General features: G+C 72.5%; 21 protein-coding genes. 10 read left to right on the top strand and 11 right to left on the bottom strand.

From position 1 onward, the window contains the following. Window positions 1-77 precede the first annotated feature (77 nt). Genes tsaB through ABT106_RS09535 form a run of 4 tightly spaced genes read left to right on the top strand, consistent with a single transcriptional unit; the run spans window position 78 to window position 2,677 of the window. A complete protein-coding gene (tsaB, locus tag ABT106_RS09520; RefSeq protein ID WP_351274737.1) occupies window positions 78-740 on the top strand; it encodes a tRNA (adenosine(37)-N6)-threonylcarbamoyltransferase complex dimerization subunit type 1 TsaB in 663 nt (220 codons plus the stop codon). Between the two features lie 38 nt (window positions 741-778). Further along, window positions 779-1,258: a ribosomal protein S18-alanine N-acetyltransferase gene (gene rimI / locus ABT106_RS09525; protein ID WP_351274793.1), complete on the top strand. Its 480-nt coding sequence runs from the start codon at window positions 779-781 to the stop codon at window positions 1,256-1,258. After that, complete coding sequence (gene tsaD / locus ABT106_RS09530) at window positions 1,251-2,408, top strand: tRNA (adenosine(37)-N6)-threonylcarbamoyltransferase complex transferase subunit TsaD (protein WP_351274739.1); 1,158 nt, start codon at window positions 1,251-1,253, stop codon at window positions 2,406-2,408. Before rimI ends, tsaD begins: the two co-directional genes overlap by 8 nt. After that, window positions 2,405-2,677 (top strand): hypothetical protein, encoded by a 273-nt coding sequence (locus tag ABT106_RS09535; protein ID WP_351274741.1) that lies wholly within the window; start codon window positions 2,405-2,407, stop codon window positions 2,675-2,677. The genes tsaD and ABT106_RS09535 overlap by 4 nt, the downstream gene beginning before the upstream one ends. Before the next feature lie 39 nt (window positions 2,678-2,716). Here ABT106_RS09535 and ABT106_RS09540 read toward each other — a convergent pair whose 3' ends face one another. From ABT106_RS09540 to ABT106_RS09550, 3 genes are all read right to left on the bottom strand, one after another. Then, window positions 2,717-3,913, bottom strand: coding sequence for a class I SAM-dependent methyltransferase (locus tag ABT106_RS09540; protein ID WP_351274743.1), 1,197 nt, complete (start codon window positions 3,911-3,913; stop codon window positions 2,717-2,719). Between the two features lie 120 nt (window positions 3,914-4,033). Next, window positions 4,034-6,451 carry an ATP-binding cassette domain-containing protein gene (locus tag ABT106_RS09545; RefSeq protein WP_351274745.1) on the bottom strand — a complete coding sequence of 806 codons (2,418 nt, stop codon included), beginning with the start codon at window positions 6,449-6,451 and terminating at the stop codon, window positions 4,034-4,036. Between the two features lie 112 nt (window positions 6,452-6,563). Then, window positions 6,564-6,980, bottom strand: coding sequence for a VOC family protein (locus ABT106_RS09550; RefSeq protein ID WP_351274747.1), 417 nt, complete (start codon window positions 6,978-6,980; stop codon window positions 6,564-6,566). A 353-nt stretch (window positions 6,981-7,333) separates the two neighbouring features. Here ABT106_RS09550 and ABT106_RS09555 point away from each other — a divergent pair, with 353 nt between their 5' ends. Next, window positions 7,334-8,194, top strand: a complete 861-nt coding sequence (locus ABT106_RS09555) for a polysaccharide deacetylase family protein (protein ID WP_351274749.1) — start codon at window positions 7,334-7,336, stop codon at window positions 8,192-8,194. Beyond that, on the top strand, window positions 8,191-9,081 hold the full coding sequence (locus ABT106_RS09560) for a polysaccharide deacetylase family protein (RefSeq protein ID WP_351274751.1): 891 nt from the start codon (window positions 8,191-8,193) through the stop codon (window positions 9,079-9,081). Before ABT106_RS09555 ends, ABT106_RS09560 begins: the two co-directional genes overlap by 4 nt. A gap of 21 nt (window positions 9,082-9,102) precedes the next feature. Here ABT106_RS09560 and ABT106_RS09565 read toward each other — a convergent pair whose 3' ends face one another. The 4 genes from ABT106_RS09565 to ABT106_RS09580 are packed head-to-tail and all read right to left on the bottom strand — an operon-like array spanning window position 9,103 to window position 14,034. Next, window positions 9,103-10,542, bottom strand: a complete 1,440-nt coding sequence (locus tag ABT106_RS09565; RefSeq protein WP_351274753.1) for an FtsW/RodA/SpoVE family cell cycle protein — start codon at window positions 10,540-10,542, stop codon at window positions 9,103-9,105. Beyond that, a complete protein-coding gene (locus tag ABT106_RS09570; protein WP_351274755.1) occupies window positions 10,530-11,786 on the bottom strand; it encodes an LCP family protein in 1,257 nt (418 codons plus the stop codon). The genes ABT106_RS09565 and ABT106_RS09570 overlap by 13 nt, the downstream gene beginning before the upstream one ends. A 57-nt stretch (window positions 11,787-11,843) precedes the next feature. Further along, window positions 11,844-13,361, bottom strand: coding sequence for a sensor histidine kinase (locus ABT106_RS09575; protein ID WP_351274757.1), 1,518 nt, complete (start codon window positions 13,359-13,361; stop codon window positions 11,844-11,846). Then, window positions 13,354-14,034: a response regulator transcription factor gene (locus ABT106_RS09580; RefSeq protein WP_351274759.1), complete on the bottom strand. Its 681-nt coding sequence runs from the start codon at window positions 14,032-14,034 to the stop codon at window positions 13,354-13,356. Before ABT106_RS09580 ends, ABT106_RS09575 begins: the two co-directional genes overlap by 8 nt. A gap of 345 nt (window positions 14,035-14,379) precedes the next feature. Between ABT106_RS09580 and groES the strand changes: the two genes are divergently transcribed. Further along, entirely contained in the window at window positions 14,380-14,688 is a 309-nt protein-coding gene (gene groES, locus ABT106_RS09585; RefSeq protein ID WP_267723146.1) for a co-chaperone GroES, read from the top strand. A gap of 136 nt (window positions 14,689-14,824) precedes the next feature. Further along, window positions 14,825-16,447: a chaperonin GroEL gene (gene groL / locus ABT106_RS09590; protein ID WP_351274762.1), complete on the top strand. Its 1,623-nt coding sequence runs from the start codon at window positions 14,825-14,827 to the stop codon at window positions 16,445-16,447. A 117-nt stretch (window positions 16,448-16,564) separates the two neighbouring features. On the opposite strand, the gene ABT106_RS09595 is transcribed toward groL, so the two are convergent. From ABT106_RS09595 to ABT106_RS09605, 3 genes are all read right to left on the bottom strand, one after another. Continuing rightward, window positions 16,565-17,263 carry an ester cyclase gene (locus ABT106_RS09595; protein ID WP_351274764.1) on the bottom strand — a complete coding sequence of 233 codons (699 nt, stop codon included), beginning with the start codon at window positions 17,261-17,263 and terminating at the stop codon, window positions 16,565-16,567. 115 nt (window positions 17,264-17,378) lie between these two features. Then, window positions 17,379-18,152 carry an SDR family NAD(P)-dependent oxidoreductase gene (locus ABT106_RS09600; protein ID WP_351274766.1) on the bottom strand — a complete coding sequence of 258 codons (774 nt, stop codon included), beginning with the start codon at window positions 18,150-18,152 and terminating at the stop codon, window positions 17,379-17,381. 30 nt (window positions 18,153-18,182) lie between these two features. Further along, entirely contained in the window at window positions 18,183-18,851 is a 669-nt protein-coding gene (locus ABT106_RS09605) for an MOSC domain-containing protein (RefSeq protein WP_351274795.1), read from the bottom strand. An 88-nt stretch (window positions 18,852-18,939) separates the two neighbouring features. Between ABT106_RS09605 and ABT106_RS09610 the strand changes: the two genes are divergently transcribed. Further along, window positions 18,940-19,839, top strand: coding sequence for a LysR family transcriptional regulator (locus tag ABT106_RS09610; protein ID WP_351274768.1), 900 nt, complete (start codon window positions 18,940-18,942; stop codon window positions 19,837-19,839). A gap of 102 nt (window positions 19,840-19,941) precedes the next feature. Here ABT106_RS09610 and ABT106_RS09615 read toward each other — a convergent pair whose 3' ends face one another. After that, on the bottom strand, window positions 19,942-20,271 hold the full coding sequence (locus tag ABT106_RS09615; RefSeq protein ID WP_351274770.1) for a WhiB family transcriptional regulator: 330 nt from the start codon (window positions 20,269-20,271) through the stop codon (window positions 19,942-19,944). A gap of 380 nt (window positions 20,272-20,651) precedes the next feature. On the opposite strand from ABT106_RS09615, the gene ABT106_RS09620 reads away from it, so the two are divergent. After that, window positions 20,652-21,263 carry a response regulator transcription factor gene (locus ABT106_RS09620; protein ID WP_003948568.1) on the top strand — a complete coding sequence of 204 codons (612 nt, stop codon included), beginning with the start codon at window positions 20,652-20,654 and terminating at the stop codon, window positions 21,261-21,263. Window positions 21,264-21,556 lie beyond the last annotated feature (293 nt).

The raw sequence follows: 21,556 nt of genomic DNA on the forward strand, positions 1-21,556 counted from the left end.
TCGGTCGAAAGGTAGCAGCCGGGCCGCTCCACGACCGGCCGCGAGGGGCCGGGGCCCCGGAGTCGTAGGCTGTTCGCGTGCTCTTGCTCGCTGTAGATACCGCCACGCCCGCCGTCACCGTCGCCCTGCACGACGGCGAGTCCGTCCTCGCCGAGTCCCACCAGGTCGACGCCCGCCGCCACGGGGAGCTGCTGCTGCCCTCCGTGGACAAGGTGCTCACCGAGGCGGGGCTGAAGCTCGACGCCGTCACCGGCATCGTCGTCGGCGTCGGCCCCGGCCCGTACACGGGGCTGCGCGTCGGCCTGGTCACCGCCTCCACCTTCGCCGCGGTCCTCGGCGTGCCGGTGCACGGCCTGTGCACCCTGGACGGCCTCGCGTACGCCGCCGGAGCCGCCGGGATCGAGGGCCCCTTCACCGTCGCCACCGACGCGCGGCGCAAGGAGGTCTACTGGGCCCGGTACGAGGACCCCCTCACGCGCGTCGGCGAGCCCGCCGTGGACCGCCCCGCCGACATCGCCGAGCGGGTCGCGGGCCTCCCCGCGGTCGGCCAGGGCGCCCTGCTCTACCCCGAGGTCTTCCCGGACGCGCGCGCCCCCGAGCACCAGTCGGCGGCCGCCCTCGCGGCCCTCGCCGCGCGGCGCCTGGCCGCCGGAGAGGCGTTCCTGCCGCCCACCCCCCTCTACCTGCGCCGGCCCGACGCGCAGGTGCCCAAGAACTACAAGGTGGTCACTCCCCAGTGACGGCCGCCGCCCCCGCCTCCGACGCCGTCCTGCGCGCCATGCGCTGGTGGGACATCGGGCCCGTGCTGGAGCTGGAGCACGAGCTCTTCCCCGACGACGCCTGGTCGGCCGGCATGTTCTGGTCCGAGCTGGCCCACGCGCGCGGCCCGCGGGCCACGCGCCGCTACCTCGTCGCCGAGGACGCCCGGGGCCGCCTGGTGGGCTACGCCGGGCTGGCCGCCGCCGGCGACCTGGCCGACGTACAGACCATCGCGGCGGCCCGCGACCAGTGGGGCACCGGGCTCGGCGCCCGGCTGCTGACCGAACTGCTGCGCGCCGCCACCGCCTTCGAGTGCGCCGAGGTGCTGCTGGAGGTACGGGTCGACAACACCCGCGCCCAGAAGCTCTACGAGCGCTTCGGCTTCGAGCCCATCGGCTTCCGCCGCGGCTACTACCAGCCCGGCAACGTCGACGCGCTCGTCATGCGACTGACCGACCCCGCACACGCACGAACTGAGAGCAGTGAGAGCAATGGCTGACGAACCGCTCGTCCTCGGAATCGAGACCTCCTGCGACGAGACCGGCGTCGGCGTCGTCCGCGGCACGACCCTGCTCGCGGACGCCATCGCCTCCAGCGTCGACGAGCACGCCCGCTTCGGCGGTGTCGTGCCGGAGGTCGCCTCCCGGGCCCACCTGGAGGCGATGGTCCCGACCATCGAGCGCGCCCTGAAGGAGGCCGGGGTCAGCGCCCGCGACCTCGACGGGATCGCCGTCACGGCCGGCCCCGGGCTCGCGGGGGCGCTGCTGGTGGGCGTCTCGGCGGCCAAGGCGTACGCGTACGCGCTCGGCAAGCCGCTGTACGGGGTCAACCACCTGGCCTCGCACATCTGCGTGGACCAGCTGGAGCACGGGCCGCTGCCGGAGCCCACCATGGCGCTGCTGGTGTCCGGCGGGCACTCCTCGCTGCTGCTGGCCCCGGACATCACCTCCGACGTACGGCCGCTGGGCGCGACCATCGACGACGCGGCCGGCGAAGCCTTCGACAAGATCGCGCGCGTGCTCCAGCTGGGCTTCCCCGGCGGTCCGGTGATCGACCGGCTCGCGCGGGAGGGCGACCCGAAGGCGATCAGCTTCCCGCGCGGGCTGACCGGGCCGCGCGACGCGGCGTACGACTTCTCCTTCTCGGGGCTCAAGACGGCCGTCGCCCGCTGGATCGAGGCGAAGCGCAAGGCCGGCGAGGACGTGCCGGTGCGCGACGTGGCGGCGTCCTTCCAGGAGGCCGTCGTGGACGTGCTGACCCGCAAGGCCGTCCGGGCCTGCAAGGACGAGGGCGTCGACCACCTGATGATCGGCGGCGGGGTGGCGGCGAACTCGCGGCTGCGCGCGCTCGCCCAGGAGCGCTGCGACGCCGCCGGGATCGTCCTGCGGGTGCCGCGGCCGGGGCTGTGCACGGACAACGGGGCGATGGTCGCGGCGCTGGGCGCGGAGATGGTCAAGCGCAACCGGGCGCCCTCGGACTGGGACCTGTCGGCGGACTCCTCGCTGCCGGTGACCGACCCGCACGTGCCGGGCACCGGGCACGGCCACGACCACGACCACGACCACGCGGACGGTCACGGTCACGGTCACGCGCACTCCCACGATCACGACCACGTGCACGAGCTGAGCAAGGACAACCTGTACTCATGAGCACCGTCGCGCTGATGTGGGAGGCCCGGGCCGCCGACGGCCGGGGCAACGAGCTCCTGGAGTGGGCCCGTTCCCAGGTCCTGGCCCGCGAGCCGGTGCGCCGCGAGGTGTTCCGGGCGCCGCAGGACCGGGTGCTCGTGATCACCTGGTGGGAGGCGGCCGAGGGCGTGGCCGCTGACCTGCCCGAACTGCCGGAGCCGGCGGCCGACCTGATCACGCGGGCGGTGCACCGCTGGCGGTTCGAGTCGGTGGAGGTCGGCGAGGGCTGAGCGCCCGGGCCGGTCCCCGGCCGGGCTTCCGGCCGCGGGTCAGCGCGGGGGCCGCGCCGCGGGCACCGGGGCGGGCGAGCCGATCAGCATCGACGGGGCCCCCGCCACCCGGGTCAGGAAGACGGTCGCGGAGTTCGGCCCCTGCGGCTTGACCTTCCGGCGCAGCTCCTCGGGCTCGATCGCGGAACCGCGCTTCTTCACGGTCAGCACGCCGACCCCGCGCTCGCGCAGCAGCGCCTTCAGCTTCTTGAGGCCGAAGGGCAGCACGTCGGTGATCTCGTACGCCGTCGCGTACGGGGTCGCGCGCAGCTCGTCGGCGGTGATGTAGGCGATGGTCGGGTCGATCAGCCGGCCGTCCAGCTGCTCGGCGACCTCGGCGACGAGGTGGGCGCGGATGACGGCGCCGTCGGGCTCGTAGAGCCACCGGCCGACCGGCCCCGCCGCCGGGTCGGGCAGCGGTGCGGCGGTCACCAGCCGGCGCGGCCCCGGCAGCAGGGTGGCGCGGATCGTGCCGGGCGCGGTGCCGAACCAGAGCACGGCCTCCTTGACGTCCCCGCCGTCCGAGATCCACTCGGCCTCGGCCTCGGCGGGCACCGCCTCGTGCGGGATGCCGGGGGCGATCTTGACGGCGGCGTGCGTCGCCGTACGGGCCGTCTCCACCGCCCAGGACAGGGGCGGCGAGTAGGACTCCGGGTCGAAGACGCGGCCGCGCCCCCCGCGCCGGGCCGGGTCGATGAACACCGCGTCGTACGCGGACACGTCCACGTCCGTGACGTCCGCCTCCCGGACCTCGATCAGGTCCGCCAGCCCCAGCGCCCCGGCGTTGGCCCGTGCCACGGCCACGGTCAGCGGGTCGCGGTCCACCGCCAGCACCCGGATGCCGAGCCGCGCCAGGGCCAGGGCGTCCCCGCCGATGCCGCAGCACAGGTCGGCGACCGCCCGCACGCCGAGGGCGGCGAGCCGGCCGGCGCGGTACGAGGCCACGGACGCGCGGGTGGCCATCTCGCCGCCGCCGGGGGTGAAGAACATCCGGAAGGCGTCCTCCTCGCCGAACTTCGCCACCGCCCGCTGCCGCAGCCGGGCCTGCCCCAGTGCGGCGGAGACGAGCCCGGCGGGGTGCTCGCGGCGCAGCCGGGTGGCGAGCGTCAGCTCCTGGCCGGGGTCGTGGTCGCGGAGCGAGTCGAGGAGGGCGGTGCCCTCGGGGGTGAGGAGGGCGGCGAAGTCTTCGGGGGTCACGGGTCCATTGTCGGCGACGACACGCCCCCTACCCCCCGGGGCGAGCGCCGCCCCCGCCCCCCGGGGCGAGCGCCGCCCCCGACACCCCGGCCGCCTCGCGGACCCGCGCCCCCGCCGCGGTCAGGTGCCCACGTACGCCGCGAGGTGCTCCCCGGTGAGGGTGGAGCGGGCGGCGACGAGGTCGGCGGGGGTGCCCTCGAAGACGACCCGGCCGCCCTCGTGGCCGGCGCCCGGCCCGAGGTCGACGATCCAGTCGGCGTGCGCCATGACGGCCTGGTGGTGCTCGACGACGATGACCGACTTCCCGGAGTCGACGAGCCGGTCCAGCAGGCCGAGCAACTGCTCGACGTCGGCGAGGTGCAGGCCGGCGGTCGGCTCGTCGAGCACGTACACCCCGCCCTTCTCCGCCATGTGCGTGGCCAGCTTGAGCCGTTGCCGCTCACCGCCGGACAGGGTCGTGAGCGGCTGGCCGAGACTGAGGTAGCCCAGCCCGACGTCCGCGAGCCGGCGCAGGATCGCGTGCGCCGCCGGGGTGCGCGCCTCCCCGGAGCCGAAGAACTCCTCCGCCTCGGTCACCGGCATCGCCAGCACCTCGCTGATGTCGCGGCCGCCGAATCGGTACTCCAGTACCGAGGACTCGAACCGCTTGCCCTCGCACTCCACGCAGGTGGTGGCCACCCCGGCCATCATCCCCAGGTCGGTGTAGAGCACCCCGGCGCCGTTGCAGCCGGGGCAGGCGCCCTCGGAGTTGGCGCTGAACAGCGCCGGCTTCACGCCGTTGGCCTTGGCGAACGCCTTGCGGATCGGGTCGAGGAGACCGGTGTACGTCGCCGGGTTGCTGCGCCGTGAGCCGCGGATCGGCTCCTGGCCGACCGACACCACGCCCTGGCCCGCCTCGCCCGCCTCGCCCGGCCGCTTGGGCAGCGACCCGTGCACGAGGGAGCTCTTGCCCGAGCCGGCGACACCGGTGACGACGACGAGCACGCCGAGCGGGATGTCGACGTCGACGCCGCGCAGGTTGTGCGTGGTCGCGCCGCGGATCTCCAGCGCGCCGGCGGGCTCGCGCACCGTCTCCTTGAGGGCGGCCCGGTCGCCGAAGTGGCGGCCGGTGACGGTGCCGCTGCCGCGCAGCCCGTCGACGGTGCCCTCGAAGCAGACGGTCCCGCCGGCCGTACCGGCGCCGGGGCCGAGGTCGACGACGTGGTCGGCGATCACGATCGTCTCCGGCTTGTGTTCCACGACCAGCACCGTGTTGCCCTTGTCGCGCAGCCGCAGCAGCAGGCCGTTCATGCGCTGGATGTCGTGCGGGTGCAGGCCGACGGTGGGCTCGTCGAAGACGTACGTGGTGTCGGTGAGCGCGGAGCCGAGGTGGCGGATCATCTTGACGCGTTGCGCCTCACCGCCCGACAGGGTGCCCGAGGGCCGGTCCAGGGAGAGGTAGCCCAGCCCGATCTCCACGAACGAGTCGAGGGTCTGCCGCAGCGTGGTGAGCAGGGGCGCCACCGAAGGCTCGTCGACGCCGCGGATCCACCCGGCGAGGTCGCTGATCTGCATCGCGCACGCGTCGGCGATGCTGGTCCCGCCGATCCGCGACGAACGGGCCGCCTCGCTGAGCCGGGTCCCGTCGCAGTCGGGGCAGGCGGTGAAGGTGACCGCGCGGTCCACGAAGGCCCGGATGTGCGGTTGCATCGCCTCCCGGTCCTTGGACAGGAAGGACTTCTGGATCTTCGGGATCAGCCCCTCGTAGGTGAGGTTCACACCCTCGACCTTGACCTTGGTCGGCTCCCGGTACAGGAAGTCCCGCATCTCCTTCTTGGTGAACTTGCGGATCGGCTTCTCCGGGTCGAGGAAGCCCGACTCGGCGTACGTCCGCACGGTCCACCAGCTGTCCGACTTCCAGCCGGGGATGGTGAACGCGCCCTCGGCGATCGACTTGGTGTCGTCGTAGAGCTGGGTGAGGTCGATGTCGGAGACCGTGCCGCGGCCCTCGCAGCGCGTGCACATGCCGCCGGTGCGGGTGAAGGTCTGCTTCACGGTCCGGCTGGCGGCGCCGCGGTCGACCGTGACCGCGCCGCTGGCCCGGACCGAGGCGACGTTGAAGGAGAACGCGTTGGGCGAGCCGATGTGCGGCGTGCCGAGGCGGCTGAAGAGGATGCGGAGCATCGCGTTGGTGTCGGTGGCGGTGCCGACGGTGGAGCGGGTGTCGGCGCCCAGCCGCTGCTGGTCGACGATGATCGCGGTCGTCAGTCCCTCGAGCACGTCGGCCTCGGGCCGCGCCGGCGTCGGCATGAAGCCCTGGGCGAAGGCGCTGTACGTCTCGTTCACCATGCGCTGCGACTCGGCGGCGATCGTGCCGAACACCAGGGAGCTCTTGCCGGAGCCTGAGACGCCGGTGAACACCGTCAGCCGGCGCTTGGGGATCTCGACGCTGACGTCCTTGAGGTTGTTCACGCGCGCACCGTGCACGCGGATCAGGTCGTGACCGTCGGCAGCGTGCGGGGCGGGCGACCGTGGGTCCGTCCTCTTGGCCTTGCTCATCCTGTCCTGTCTCTCCATCACTGTGGGGCGGGCTGACCGCGCGGAATCCGGACCGGGCGGGGGGTACGGGGGAGGGGGTGCGGGGCGGCGCCGCCGGGCCGGGATCCCACGGCTACGGCGTGCGGGCCTGGGTGAAGCGGAGCATGTTGCCCGCGGGGTCGCGGAACGCGCAGTCGCGCACGCCGTACGGCTGGTCGCACGGCTCCTGCATCACCTCGCCGCCCGCGGCCCGGATGCGTTCGAAGGTGGCGTCGCAGTCGTCGGTGGAGAAGATCACGCCCCGCAGCAGGCCCTTGGCCAGCAGTTCCGTCACGGCCTGCCGGTCGGCGGGGGAGGCGCCCGGGTCGGCGAGCGGCGGTTCGATGACGATCTCCACGCCCGGCTGCGCGGGCGAGCCGACGGTCACCCACCGCATGCCGCCGTAGGAGACGTCGTTGCGGACCTCCAGGCCGAGGACGTCCCGGTAGAAGGGGAGGGCCTTGTCGTGGTCGTCGACCGAGATGAAGCACTGTGCGAGCTTGATGTCCATGCCTCCGACGCTACGAGGCGGCGGCGGATTCCGCTTCTCCGTTCCTGACCGGTCGCGCCGCGACGGCCGCCGGAGTGTCCGCCGGGACGACGGCCGGTGCCACGTCCGCCGGTACGTCCGCCGGTACGTCGCGCCGGGATCTCGCGGGCGTACGCCGGGCCGCGCCCCCGCCGCCCGCCCGGCACGGCGGTGGTGTGGGCCAGTCGGTGGATGGTGCGTCCCCGCTCGCGGTGTCTTCCCGGGAGGGCGCGTGTCCGGTGCCAGGATGCGCAGCTATGCAGCTAGTCGGACAAAAGGAACATAAGACGCTACACGGTCACCGGTACGCGGCGGGTCCGCGCGGCCGGTTCGGGGTGGCCGTGGCCGCCCTGCTGGTCGCCGCCCTGGGGACGGCGTGCTCCTCCGGGTCCGAGGCGCCGGAGAAGCCCAAGGCCGGCAAGGGCACGGAGGCGGGCGCGGCCGGCGCGCTCAGTGCCGCCGAGAAGGCCAAGGCCGCCCAGCAGGCGCGCGTCGTCGCGGCGAAGAAGTGGGGGCTGCTCAAGCCGCCGCTCACGGCCCCGGCCGCGCCGAAGGAGAAGCCCGAGATCACCACGCGCGACGGCTTCGAGGTCGAGGACCAGGAGGAGTATCCGCCGGTCTTCACCACCGTGCCCACCGAGGACAAGGTCGTCTTCCTGACGATCGACGACGGCGCGGAGAAGGACCCCGAGTTCCTGAAGATGATGCAGGAGCTGAAGATCCCGTACACGGCGTTCCTCAGCGACTACGTCGTGAACGACAACTACCCCTACTTCAAGCAGATGCAGGCCGCGGGCGTCACCCTGAACAACCACACCCTGAACCACCGCTACATGCCCGCGCTGTCGTACGAGAAGCAGCGCCAGGAGATCTGCGGCCAGCAGGACACCATCCAGAAGCAGTTCGGCAAGCGGCCGACGCTCTTCCGGCCGCCGTACGGCAACTACAACCAGGACACGCTGCGCGCGGCGAAGTCCTGCGGCATCAAGGCGGTTCCCCTGTGGAACGCGGAGGCGTTCACGAACCGGATGGACTACCGGGAGTGGGACCGCGACCTGCACCCCGGCGACATCATCCTCACGCACTTCCGGGGCCGGGAGGACTGGAAGGGAACGATGACTGACATGATCCGTCATGTCATGAAGACCGTCACGGACAAGGGGTACTCCGTGGCCCGCCTGGAGGACTATCTGTGAAGCACGCGCGCCGGTTGGTAGCCGGAACGCTGGCGGCCGGCGCGCTCGCGCTGTCCCTGACGGGGTGCGGGGACAGCGTGGACCCGATCGAACGGCTGGGTCGCAAGGCGACGCAGGAGGCACCGGAAGCCGGGCCCTCCGGTACGCCGTCGGCGGCCCCGTCGGGGTCGCCGACGGGCCCGGGGAGCCCCTCGGACGAGGCGTACAGGAAGTGGGGCCTGACGGCCCCCGTCGCCTACGCGCCCAAGCCCGCCCGGAAGCCCGGGCGTCCGCAGGCCGCCCCGGGCCGGGCGGCGGTGGTGGACCGGATACCCGTCGCGCCGGACGAGAAGGTCGTCTTCCTGACCTTCGACGACGGCGCGGAGAAGGACCCCGAGTTCCTGCGGATGGCGGCCGACCTGAAGCTGCCGATCTCGATGTTCCTCACCCACAGCGTGGCCTCGCCGGACTACGGGCACTTCGAGAAGCTCCGAGACAACGGCTCGGCGAGCACGGTCAACAACCACACGCTGACGCACCCGAACCTCCGGACCCTGCCCTTCGCGGCGCAGAAGAAGGAGATATGCGGCCAGCAGGACCACCTGGAGAAGCGTTTCGGCACCCGCCCGGCGCTGTTCCGCCCGCCGTTCGGCAACTACAACGACGACACCCTCCGGGCCGCCGCGGAGTGCGGGGTCACGGACGTGGTCCTGTGGCGGGTCTCGATGCAGATCAACAACTTCCAGTATGCCGAGGGCTCCGCCCTCAGGCCGGGGGACATCGTCCTGGCGCACTTCCGGGGCCCGTCGGAGCTCAAGGGCGCCACGGAGACCCAGATGACGACGCGGATGCTCCAGCGGATACAGGAACAGGGCTACCGGATAGGGCGCCTGGAGGACTACCTGTAGTCCGCGGAGCCCGGCCCGCGGTCAGCGCGTCCCCGGCCCGGTCCCCGGCCCCGCTCCCGCTCCCGCCCCCGCGGCCACCACCGGGGTGATCGTCGTCTCCGCCGGGCCCAGGGCGTCCGCCTCGCGCTGGCGTTCCGCGCTGTCGCTGATGCGCAGGAGCAGCGCGATCATGATCCAGTTCGCCAGCAGAGACGAGCCGCCCTTCGCCAGGAACGGCAGCGCCTTTCCGGTCAGCGGGATCAGGCCCGTGACGCCCCCCGCGACCACGAAGACCTGGAGGGCCAGCGCCGAGGCCAGGCCCACCGCCAGCAGCTTGCCGAACGGGTCGCGCGCGCCCAGCGCCATCCGCAGCCCCCGCTGTACGAGGAGCGCGTAGAGGAGCAGTACGGCCATCACCCCGGCCAGGCCGAGTTCCTCGCCGACCGTGGTGAGGATGAAGTCGCTGCGGCCCGCGAACTTGATCAGCTCCGGATGGCCCAGGCCGAGGCCCGTCCCGGAGATGCCGCCCGTGCCGAAGCTGAACAGCGCCTGCGCGGACTGGTCCGAGGTGACCCCGGTCGGCCGGTTCGGCCAGTAGTACGACAGCGGCTCCAGCCAGGCCGCGACGCGCGCCTTGACGTGCGGTTCGGTCGAGCCCACCACGAACGCCCCGAGCGAGGCCATGACCAGGCCGCACACGATCCAGCCGGTGCGCTCGGTGGCGACGTACAGCATCACCACGAACACGCCGAAGAAGATCAGCGAGGTGCCGAGGTCCCGCTCGAAGACCAGGACCAGCATCGAGACGATCCACACCGTGACGATGGGGCCGAGCTGACGCATCGGCGGCAGCCGCACGCCCAGGACCTTGCGGCCGGACAGGGCCAGTGAGTCGCGGTGGATGACGAGGTAGCCGGCGAAGAAGACCGCGATCATGATCTTCACGAACTCGCCGGGCTGGAGCGAGAAGCCGAAGAGGATGATCCAGCGCTTCGCGCCGTACGTGTCCGCGCCGAAGAACGCCGGTGCGATCAGCAGCACCAGCGCGACCGCCATCGTGAGGTAGATGAACCGCTGGAGGAGGCGGTGGTCGCGCAGCAGGGCCAGCACCACCAGACAGGCGGCGACCCCCACCACCGTCCACAGCAGCTGGCCCGGCGCGTTGGCGTCCGCGCCGTACCGCTCGATGTACCCCTGGTCCAGGCGGTGCAGGAGCACCAGCCCCAGCCCTGTCAGGAGCATGGCCAGCGGGAAGACCAGCGGATCGGCGTAGGCGGCGAAGCGGCGCACGCCCAGGTGCCCCACGAGCGAGAGCAGCGTCATGCTGACCGTGAAACCGGCCAGGTTGGGCGGCAGCTCGTCGTTCATCGCGAGGCCGGCGCCGGCGTGGCCGAAGACGGCGATGACGACGACGAACACCAGGAGCAGGGCCTCGGTGCGACGGCGGGCGCCCGCCGTCGTCAGGGGCTTCAGTCCACGCACGGGATGCCGCCGCCGTCCTGGGGGGAGGCCGAGGGGGCGGGCGGTGAGGAGGAGGGCGGTGCGGGGGGTGCCCCGTCGCGGGACGCCGGGGACGACGCCTCACCGGGCGCCGGAGGCGTCCCCGGGGCGGAGGGAGCGGTGTCCGGCCCGCCGGAAGCGGCGGCCTTGGGTCCGATCTGCTCTGCAATGAGGCGCTTTATCTTCATATCATCTACGACGTTCACGTCCTCCCCGTGGTTCCGTCCGAACCGCTCGACGGGGAGTGTCGTGAAGCGCACTTTTCCGCCGGACAGGTTCTTCGCCTGCTTCACGAACGAGAGCAGGTCCCAGCCCTCGTCCGTCACCACGTCCTGCTTCGCCGCGTCGATCAGCCGCATCAGCTTCACCGGGTCGGTGAAGGTGCCGGCCGAGTTCAGCTTCCGCGTCGCGCCCGCCAGGAACGCCTGCTGGCGCTTCGTCCGGTCCAGGTCGCCCATCTCCAGGCCGTGCCGCTGGCGGACGAAGGCGAGCGACTGCTGACCGTTCAGCGTCTGTGGCCCGGCGGGGAAGTCGGCCCCCGAATAGGAGTCCTTCACGGGCTTGTTCAGGCACACCGGTACGCCGCCCAGCGCGTCGGCGAGGTGGTAGAAACCGGCCAGGTTCAGCTCGGCGAAGTGGTCGACCGGGACCCCGAGGAAGGCGCGCACCGTCTCGATCTGCGCCGCGCGCCCGGCCTCCCGGCCGTCGCGCTCCAGCTGCCGCCGGTCCTTGACGCCCTGCGCGGCGAGCTGCTCCTGCCGCTTCTCCTTCGCGAGCCCGTACGCCTTCTTGATCTTGTCCTTGCCGTGGCCGGGTATGCCGACGAAGTCGTCGCGCGGGACGGAGAACGCCTTCGCCTGGCTGCCGTCCGCGGGCACGTGCAGCAGGATCAGCGTGTTCGCGTTGTAGCCGCCGATGTCCGAACTGCCCGCGTGGAGCTTGTCGAGGACGTCGTCCGGCAGGTCCTCGCCGTTCTGGTCCTTACGGCTGTCCAGGCCCATCAGCAGGATGTTCACGTCGCCGGACGCCGACTTCTCGGCCCCCTCCAGGGCCTTGGAACTGCCGATGCTCGCGGCCAGGTCCCGGTACGCGTACCAGGCCGTGCCGCCCGCCGTCACCGTCAGCGCGCAGCCCGTGATCAGCAGGGTGCGGGCGAGCCGCCGCCGACGGCGGCGGGACGGCCGGCGGGCTCGGTTCGTCGTCGTCTTCCTCCGGTGCGCGCTCATGCCTGTCGATGCTGGGGCGCCCGCGCTGAGGGAAACCTGAAGATCCTGAAGGCGGCTTCAGGACCTCCGGGCCCGGGGCGCCGGGACGTGGGACCCCAGGGCCGGGACGTGTGGCCCTGGGCCCCGGGGCCCAGGACCCCGCCCGGCCGGTTCCGCCGGCAGGCGCAGGACGAGGCGGGCCCCGCCCCCCGGTCCCGGGCCGGCCGTCACCTCGCCGCCGTGCGCCCGCGCGATCTCCCGGGCGATGGCCAGGCCCAGACCGGTCCCGCCGCCGGCCCGGCCGCGGTCCGCGTCCAGCCGTACGAACCGCTCGAACACCCGCTCCCGGTCCGCCTCCGGGATGCCCGGACCGTCGTCCGCCACCTCCAGCAGCGCCCGGCCCGCGCCGTCGCCCGCCGCCCGTACGACGACCTCGGTACGGGCGTACCGCACGGCGTTGTCCACCAGGTTCGCCAGCGCCCGCTCCAGCCGCGCCGGGTCCCCGGCCGCCGGTACGGGCGACCCCGCCTCGACGCGCACCGCGACCCGGGACCCGCCCCGGCGCGCCGCGTCCTCCGCCGCCAGCAGCGCGAGGTCCACCGGCTCGGTGCGCGGCGCCGGTCCGCCGTCGAGGCGGGCGAGCAGCAGCAGGTCCGCCGCGATCCCCTGGAGCCGTTCGGTGTCGGCCAGCGCGGCGGCCACCGACTCCCGGTCGGGGCGGCCCGTGGCCAGTGCCACCTCCAGCCGGGTGCGGACGGCGGCCAGCGGATTGCGCAGCTCGTGCGAGGCGTCGGCGGTGAACTGCCGCTGCCGGGCGTCGGAGCGCTCCAGCCGGTCGAGGGTGTCGTTGACGGTGCGGGCGAGGCGGGCGATCTCGTCGGCGCCGCCCGGGTCGGGCACCCGCCGGTCCAGGCCGCTCGCGGTGACCGCGGCCAGCCCGGTGCGGATCGCGGTGACCGGGCGGAGCGCCTGGCCCGTCACCCACCAGGCGAGGGCCGCCGCGAAGCCGATCAGCGGCGGCGCGCCCGCCAGCAGCCCGGCCGCTACGGCCCCGGTCGCGTCGTCGACGTCGCCGAGCACCGTCATGGCGTACACGGTGTGGGGGCCGTTCGACCCCGGAGCGCCCGGTACCCGGACCGCGCCCGCCACCTGTGCCGCGCCCGGAACCTGGACGACGACCACCACCCGCCGTTCCGCACCGGGGCGCGCGGGCGGCAGCACGGCCGAGCGGGAGTCCTCCCCGGGGCCGGGGCGCAGAGCGCCGAAGTCCGGGGCGTCGTCCGGGTTCCCGCTGCCGGCCACGGTCCGCCCGGCCGCGTCCCGTACGAGGACCAGGTCCACCCCGCCCTCGGGCGCGGGCAGCCGCCCGCCGGGCGGCACGGCCCGCGCGTCGAGCCGGGCGGCGACCTTGCGGGCGGCGAGCTCGGTACGGCCGGTGGTGTTGTCGAGCAGGTTGGCCCGCAGCAGGCCGAACAGCCACAGCCCGCCGGCGCCGAGCACGGCGGCCATGGCGAGGGCGGCGGCCGCGGCGGCCCGCGCCCGCAGGGTGGCCGGGCGCCCCCGGAAGGCCCTCCGGCGGCGCATCGCGCTAGCCACCGTCGGATGCCATCCGGTAGCCGGTGCCGTGCACGGTGAGGATCGAGCGACGGCCGAAGGGCGCGTCGATCTTCTTGCGCAGCGAGGAGACGTACACCTCGACGATGTTCGGGTCGATGCCGTGCGGGGCGTCCCAGACCTCGTCGAGGATGTCCTGCTTCGCGACGGCCCGGCCCGGCTGTTCCATCAGGCAGGCGAGCACGCCGAGTTCGCGGGCGGTGAGCTCGATCTCGTGGACGCCGCGCCGGCAGCGCCGGCCCTGCGGGTCGAGGACGAGGTCGCCGGCCTGGAGCGCGGTGCGGTCGGGGGCGCCCGCGCGGCGGGCCAGCGCCCGGAGGCGGGCGGCCAGGACGACGAAGGAGAACGGCTTGGTGAGGTAGTCGTCGGCGCCGGAGTCCAGACCCTCGGCCTCGTCGTACTCGCCGTCCTTGGCGGTGAGCACCAGGACCGGGGTGGTGTCGCCGTGGGCCCGCATGCGGGTGCAGATCTCGAAGCCGCTCGCACCGGGGAGCATCAGGTCCAGGAGCACGACGTCGTACGGTCCGCCGGCGAGGGCGAGATCCAGGCCGGTGTGGCCGTCGTGGGCGACCTCGACCAGGTGGCCGTCGGCGGACAGGCCGCGCCGCAGTGACTCGGCGAGCCCCTCTTCGTCTTCGACCACCAGGATGCGCACGGCTCAAGCGTCACATATCGGTCGTGGACCGAGGGCGGCCGGATGCGGGAGCACCGCCGCGCATGCCGGATCCGGCCCGTTCGCGCTGAGAGGAAAAGCGGTCAGAAGTGCCTGGGGGAACGGGATTTCGCGGTGTCCCGAGCTCGCCGCGCGCCACACCCGGCGCCGAGAATTGGCACTCCGCTTGACCGAGTGCTAATCGCCGGAATAGTGTCGCACCTGGCACTCGCCCCTGGTGAGTGCCAACGCAGCGACAGGTAGGTCCGGCACCCGCGACGACGGATCCGCCTGGTCGCCACCTCAAACAGTTAACCCCGTGAGATCTCCGAAGGGGGAGACCGGATCGTGACGACCGCCAGCTCCAAGGTTGCCATCAAGCCGCTCGAGGACCGCATTGTGGTCCAGCCGCTCGACGCCGAGCAGACCACGGCCTCCGGCCTGGTCATCCCGGACACCGCGAAGGAGAAGCCCCAGGAGGGCGTCGTCCTCGCTGTGGGCCCGGGTCGCTTCGAAGACGGTAACCGTCTTCCGCTCGATGTCTCCGTCGGCGACATCGTGCTGTACAGCAAGTACGGCGGCACCGAAGTGAAGTACAGCGGCGAGGAGTACCTCGTCCTCTCGGCTCGCGACGTGCTCGCGATCATCGAGAAGTAATTCGCTTCCAGTTTTGATTTGAGCTGCGCCCCTGGTCACCCTGCTGATGCCGGGCGTCGAGGGGCGCAGTTCGTTCTAGGCGGTGGAGGTCGCGGTGAGCGGCCGAGGATCGCAACGAGAGGACTGAACCGCTCCCATGCCGAAGATCCTGAAGTTCGACGAGGACGCCCGTCGCGCCCTCGAGCGCGGCGTCAACAAGCTTGCCGACACGGTCAAGGTGACGATCGGCCCCCGCGGCCGCAACGTCGTCATCGACAAGAAGTTCGGCGCCCCCACCATCACCAACGACGGTGTCACCATCGCTCGCGAAGTCGAGCTGGACGACCCGTACGAGAACCTGGGCGCGCAGCTCGTGAAGGAGGTGGCGACCAAGACCAACGACATCGCGGGCGACGGCACCACCACCGCCACCGTGCTGGCCCAGGCGCTGGTCCGCGAGGGTCTGCGCAACGTCGCCGCGGGCGCGTCCCCGGCCGCCCTGAAGAAGGGCATCGACGCCGCGGTCAAGGCCGTCTCCGAGGAGCTCCTCGCGACCGCCCGTCCGATCGAGGACAAGTCCGACATCGCCGCCGTGGCCGCGCTCTCCGCGCAGGACCAGCAGGTCGGCGAGCTCATCGCCGAGGCGATGGACAAGGTCGGCAAGGACGGTGTCATCACCGTCGAGGAGTCCAACACCTTCGGCCTGGAGCTGGAGTTCACCGAGGGCATGGCCTTCGACAAGGGCTACCTCTCGCCGTACATGGTCTCCGACCAGGAGCGTATGGAGGCCATCCTCGATGACCCGTACATCCTGATCCACCAGGGCAAGATCTCCTCGATCCAGGACCTCCTGCCGCTGCTGGAGAAGGTCATCCAGGCCGGTGCCTCCAAGCCGCTGCTGATCATCGCCGAGGACGTCGAGGGCGAGGCGCTCTCCACCCTCGTCGTCAACAAGATCCGCGGCACCTTCAACGCGGTCGCCGTGAAGGCCCCCGGCTTCGGTGACCGTCGCAAGGCCATGCTCCAGGACGTCGCCACCCTCACCGGTGCCACCGTCATCGCGGAGGAGGTCGGCCTCAAGCTCGACCAGGCCGGTCTGGACGTACTGGGCACCGCCCGCCGCGTCACGATCTCCAAGGACGACACGACCATCGTCGACGGTGGCGGCAGCCACGAGGAAGTCGTCGGCCGTGTCAACCAGATCAAGGCCGAGATCGAGTCCACGGACTCCGACTGGGACCGCGAGAAGCTGCAGGAGCGCCTGGCGAAGCTCGCCGGCGGCGTCTGCGTCATCAAGGTCGGCGCCGCCACCGAGGTGGAGCTCAAGGAGAAGAAGCACCGCCTTGAGGACGCCATCTCGGCGACCCGCGCCGCGGTCGAGGAGGGCATCGTCTCCGGCGGTGGCTCCGCGCTCGTCCACGCCGTCAAGGTCCTTGAGGGCAACCTCGGCCTGACCGGCGACGAGGCCACCGGTGTCGCGGTCGTGCGCCGCGCCGCCGTCGAGCCGCTGCGCTGGATCGCGGAGAACGCCGGCCTCGAGGGCTACGTCATCACCGCGAAGGTCGCCGAGCTCGACAAGGGCCAGGGCTTCAACGCCGCCACCGGCGAGTACGGCGACCTGGTCAAGGCCGGCGTCATCGACCCGGTGAAGGTCACCCGCTCCGCGCTGGAGAACGCCGCTTCCATCGCCTCCCTGCTGCTCACGACCGAGACCCTGGTCGTCGAGAAGCCGGCCGAGGACGAGGGCGACGCCGGTCACGGCCACGGTCACAGCCACTGACCGCAGCACCGCGCTCCACGCTCCACGTTCCACGAGAAAGCCCCGGTCACCGCTGCCAAGCGGGGGTGACCGGGGCTTCCCCGTACCGGGGTACGGGCCGGGGCACGGCACGGGCGGCTATCCGGGCATCATGCCCATCTGCCGCATCAGGCCGGGTGCGTCGTAATACCACCAGCCCTCGGCGATCATGCCGTCCTCCATCCGGAAGGTCGTGCAGCCCGACATGGCGACGTCCCCGCCGGTCGGCGCGACCCCCATGAACTCGCCCTTCTGGGTGCCCTTCCAGTCCCACAGGGTGGTGACGCAGTCGCCTTCGGCGATCTGACGGGTCAGGTCGAAGGAGAGGTCGAAGGCGTCCCGCCACATGCCGATGGTCCGCCGCATGCCGTCGCGCCCGTCGCTCCCGCCCGGCGCCTCCATGATGTCGTGGTCGGTGTAGCCGGCCGCGAAGCACTCGTCGACGGCGTCCAGGTCGCCCTTGGCGGCGATGTCCTCGAACACCCGCCGCGCGACCCGCTTGTTGAGGTGCTCGTCGCGGACCACGTCCAGGTTCATGAACTTCGGCATGCCCTCGCAGAGGGCCACCATCTCCTGGAACATCAGGTCGGTCTCCGGGAGCCGGGAGTTCTTCATCGCGTCCTCGTACGAGGGGAACTCGACGAGGTCGACGTAGTGCGTCCCGGCGTCCCGGTCCCGGCCGATCATCGTGTGGGTGACCGTGCGCCTGCCGCTGGTCCGCTCCGTGTAGCGGTCGAGGAGCGCGTTCATCTCGTCGAACCGCCTGGTCTCGTAATCGATTACCTGTACGAATGCCATCCTGTCGCCTCCCGGGGTGGATGGGACACGTCCAGTTTAGGGAGATTTCACCCATTTGGTGGGTTTACTCGCCGGTCATCGGGGAAGTCATGGTGCCGCCCCCTACCGGGGCCCACTACTGGGGCCCGTACTTGCGGCCCGTGCGTGAGGACATCCCGCCCAGCAGCCCGCGCGGCGCCAGCTTCACCACGCCCATCAGCGCCTTGTACCTCGGGTCCGGGATCGACACCGTCCTGCCCCGGGCCAGGTCGGCCAGGGCCGCCGTCACCAGCTTGTCGGCGTCCAGCCACAGCCAGCCCGGGATGTTGTCCGTGCCCATGCCGGCCCGCTGGTGGAACTCCGTCCGCACGAAGCCGGGGCACAGGGCCATCAGGCGGACCCCGGAACCCGCCATGTCCTTCGCCGCCCCCTGGGTGAACTGCACGACCCAGGCCTTGCTGGCCCCGTACGTGCCGCGCGGCAGGAACGCCGCCACCGAGGCCACGTTGATCACCCCGCCGCGGCCGCGCGAGCGCATCGGCCCGGCGGCCGCCGAGGTCAGCCGCAGGACCGCCTCGACGTGCACCTTCAGCATGGTCAGCTCATCCGCCATGGAGACGTCGAGGTAGCTGCCCTTGTTGCCGAAGCCGGCGTTGTTCACCAGCAGGTCGACCGGGTGCGTGCGGTCGGCCAGGCGCTGCTCGACCGCGGCGATGCCCTCCTCCGTGGCGAGGTCGGCGGCCAGCACCTCGGCCTCGATGCCGTGCCGGTCGTGCAGTTCGGTCGCCTGGGCGCCGAGCCGCTTCGTGTCCCGTGCCACCAGCACCAGGTTGTGCCCCTGGGCGGCGAGCCGCCGGGCGAAGGCGGCGCCGATGCCCGCCGTGGATCCCGTAATCAACGCAGTCGTCATAGGCGCAACCTAGCCGCCCCCGCTGACGGCTCAGCGCGCCCCGTGCCTGGAGGCGTACGCGAGCGCGGTCTCGCGCACGTCGGGCGCCAGCGCCTCGCCCGCGGCCAGGACCCGCGGCAGCAGCGCGCGCTCGGTGGTCCAGGCGCGGAACAGGAACGCGGAGGTCACCTCGTGCTCCGGACGGTGGGTGATCACGATCCGGTCGCCGGGCGAGATCCGGCCCTCGCGGACCACCCGCAGGTACGCGCCCGGACGGTTCTCCCGGGTGAACCGCTTGACCCAGCCGGGCTCGCCCAGCACGCCCTGGAAGGTCCGGCACGGGATGCGGGTGGAGGAAACCTCCAGGATCAGGTCGGGGCCCACCTCCCAGCGCTCGCCCAGCACCGCGCCGCTCAGGTCCACACCACGGGTGGTCAGGTTCTCGCCGAAGAGACCGGGGGCCAGCTCGCGCCCCAGCTCGGCCTCCCACCAGTCCAGGTCCTCGCGGGCGTACGCGTACACGGCCTGGTGGTCGCCGCCGTGGTGGCGCCGGTCGCACACGGCGTCGCCCTCCAGGCCGCTGCCGGCGCCGGTCGCCTTCGGCCCCGGCGCGGACACGCGGACCGGCCCCGGCACGGGGCGCTTGCCGATGCCGGTCACCCCGGCGTCGGCGTAGTCGACGGCCGTGGCCCGGCCGACGTTCACGGAGATCAGATGCATGGGACCCATGCGGACACGCTAGCCGAAGCGCCCCAAAGAGTCGTACGGATATTCGCACCGCGGTCAAAGAGGGGCTTATGCTCGGAGGGTGATCGAGGCACGTCATCTCCGGGTCCTGCGCGCCGTCGCCGGGACCGGCTCCTTTTCCGCCGCGGCCCGCGAACTGGGCTGCACCCAGCCCGCCGTCTCCCAGCAGATGAAGGCGCTGGAGCAGTCGGCCGGCACCCCGCTGCTCATCCGCACCGGCCGCGAGATGCGGCTCACCCAGGCCGGCGAGGCCCTCGTGCGGCACGCCGCGGGCATCCTGGCCGGGCTGACCGCCGCCGAGGAGGAGGTGGCGGCCATCGCCGGGCTGCGCGCCGGCCGGGTCCGGCTGGTGTCCTTCCCCAGCGGCAGCTCCACCCTGGTGCCCACCGCCCTCGCGGCGATGCGGGCCGAGCACCCCGGGACCCGCATCTCGCTCGTCGAGGCCGAACCGCCGCGCTCGGTGGAGATGCTGCGCGAGGGCGACTGCGACGTGGCGCTGGCCTTCCGGTACGGCGGTTCGCCCGCGGCCGCCGCGGAGTGGGAGGACCTCGTGGTCCGGCCGCTGCTGACCGACCGGCTCGTCGGACTGGTCCCCGAGGGTCACCGGCTGGCCGGGGCCGAACGGGTGGGCATGGCCGAGCTGGCCGACGAGGCGTGGATCGCCGGCTGCCCGCGCTGCCGCCGCCACCTGGTGGAGGTGTGCGAGGCCGCGGGATTCACCCCCCGCATCGACTTCGCCACCGACGACTACCCGGCGGTGGTCGGCCTGGTCGGCGCCGGGCTGGGCGTGGCGGTGCTGCCGGAGCTCGCGGTGGAGTCCGTACGGGCCAAGGGCGTGAGCACGGTCAGCGTGGAGCCGGCCGTGGAGCGCGAGGTCGTGGCGCTGACCCTGCCCGACCTGGCCCGCGTCCCGGCCGTGGCAGCGACCCTGGCCGAGCTGGTCCGGGCCGGCGCGCGCTGACCCCGGGCGCGGCCCCGGCTCCCGCCCCGGCGGGCCCGGGCGAGGAGCCCGGGCCCGCCGTATTCGAAGAAACGTTCCTTCTGACGTTTCGCGGAGTTCCGGTCAGTGCTGCTGCGCGATGGGTCCGATCGCGGTCGACGCGGGGATCAGACGATGCCGGGCGCGGCCCATCAGCTCCTCGCGCTCGTCTTCGGTGAGGCCGCCCCACACCCCGTAGGGCTCGCGGACGGCGAGTGCGTGCGCGGCGCATTCCGAGCGCACCGGGCATCTCATGCAGACCTCTTTAGCCGAGGTCTCGCGCGCGCTCCTGGCCGCGCCCCGCTCGCCTTCCGGGTGGAAGAAGAGGGAGCTGTCGACCCCGCGGCAGGCTGCGAGGAGCTGCCAGTCCCAGAGGTCGGCGTTCGGTCCGGGGAGGCGGGAGAAATCTGCCATGGGTAGTCCCTCTTGGTGCCGGTACTGAGGCGGATACGGTCCATGTCTCCACACCTACTGTCGGAGTAGATGTAAATATGACTCATTGGGAATCTAGCCTCAGACATGTGCCAAACGGAAGGAAAGCCGCCAAATAGGTCATAGCTCCATATGGTCGACACGCGGCTCGCGCCTCCGGGGACGTGATCGCGTCCTCACGTAGAGTGCCGAAGGTGTCCGTCTGACCCGTAACTCTTTCGAGTGACCATCGTTGAGAGTGCGAAGGCGGTTGAACCAAGAAGTTCTCGGACAGGTGTCCGGGAGCATCGACCGCACAGGTGACGATACGTACCAGCCTGGAGGCTCAAGGTGACGCGCATCAGCAGCTGCGGAGGGCGGTCATGACATCCGTCCTCGTCTGCGACGACTCCCCGCTTGCCCGAGAGGCGCTCCGTCGTGCGGTTGCCACCGTGCCCGGCGTCGAGCGTGTGACGACGGCTGCCAACGGCGAGGAAGTCCTCCGCCGCTGGGGTGCCGACCGCTCCGACCTCATTCTGATGGATGTACGGATGCCCGGGCTCGGCGGTGTGGAGACGGTTCGCCGGCTGCTCTCGGCCGACCCCGGCGCCCGCATCATCATGCTGACGGTCGCCGAGGACCTGGACGGCGTGGCCCTCGCGGTCGCCGCCGGCGCCCGGGGCTATCTGCACAAGGACGCCTCGCGCGCCGAACTGCGGGCCACGGTCACCCAGGCCCTCGCCGACCCGACCTGGCGACTGGCCCCGCGCCGGCTCCGCTCGGCCGAGATGGGCGCCGCGCCCACGCTCACCGCGCGCGAGATCCAGGTGCTGGAGGGCATGAGCCACGGCCGGTCCAACGCGGAGATCGGGCGCGAGCTCTTCCTCTCCGAGGACACGGTCAAGACCCACGCCCGGCGGCTGTTCAAGAAGCTCGGCGCGTCCGACCGGGCGCACGCCGTGGCGCTCGGCTTCCGCTGGGGCCTGGTGCGCTGACCCGCCCCGGCCCCGGACCGGTCCGCCGACGGCGGACCGTCCGAGCGGTCCCGTCCGCCTCCGGCGGACGGGGCGGCGTACCCGGGAATGCGCGGATCGCGGTCCGGGGACGTGTCGCTTCGCGCGCGATGCCGCATCCTTGGGGGTGTGCCGCATTCTTGGAGATGTGGGGTCCCCGTCCTCGGGGACCATTCGGCCGAGCGGGAGGGGAGGCGCAGAGCATGAGTTCCGGCGCACCCGCTCATAACGCTTCGACGCACAACCAGGGCCATGGTGCCGCGAATCCTCCGGCG

This window comes from Streptomyces sp. NPDC002044, from assembly GCF_040296725.1.
GTDB classification, from domain to species: Bacteria; Actinomycetota; Actinomycetes; order Streptomycetales; family Streptomycetaceae; genus Streptomyces; species Streptomyces antarcticus.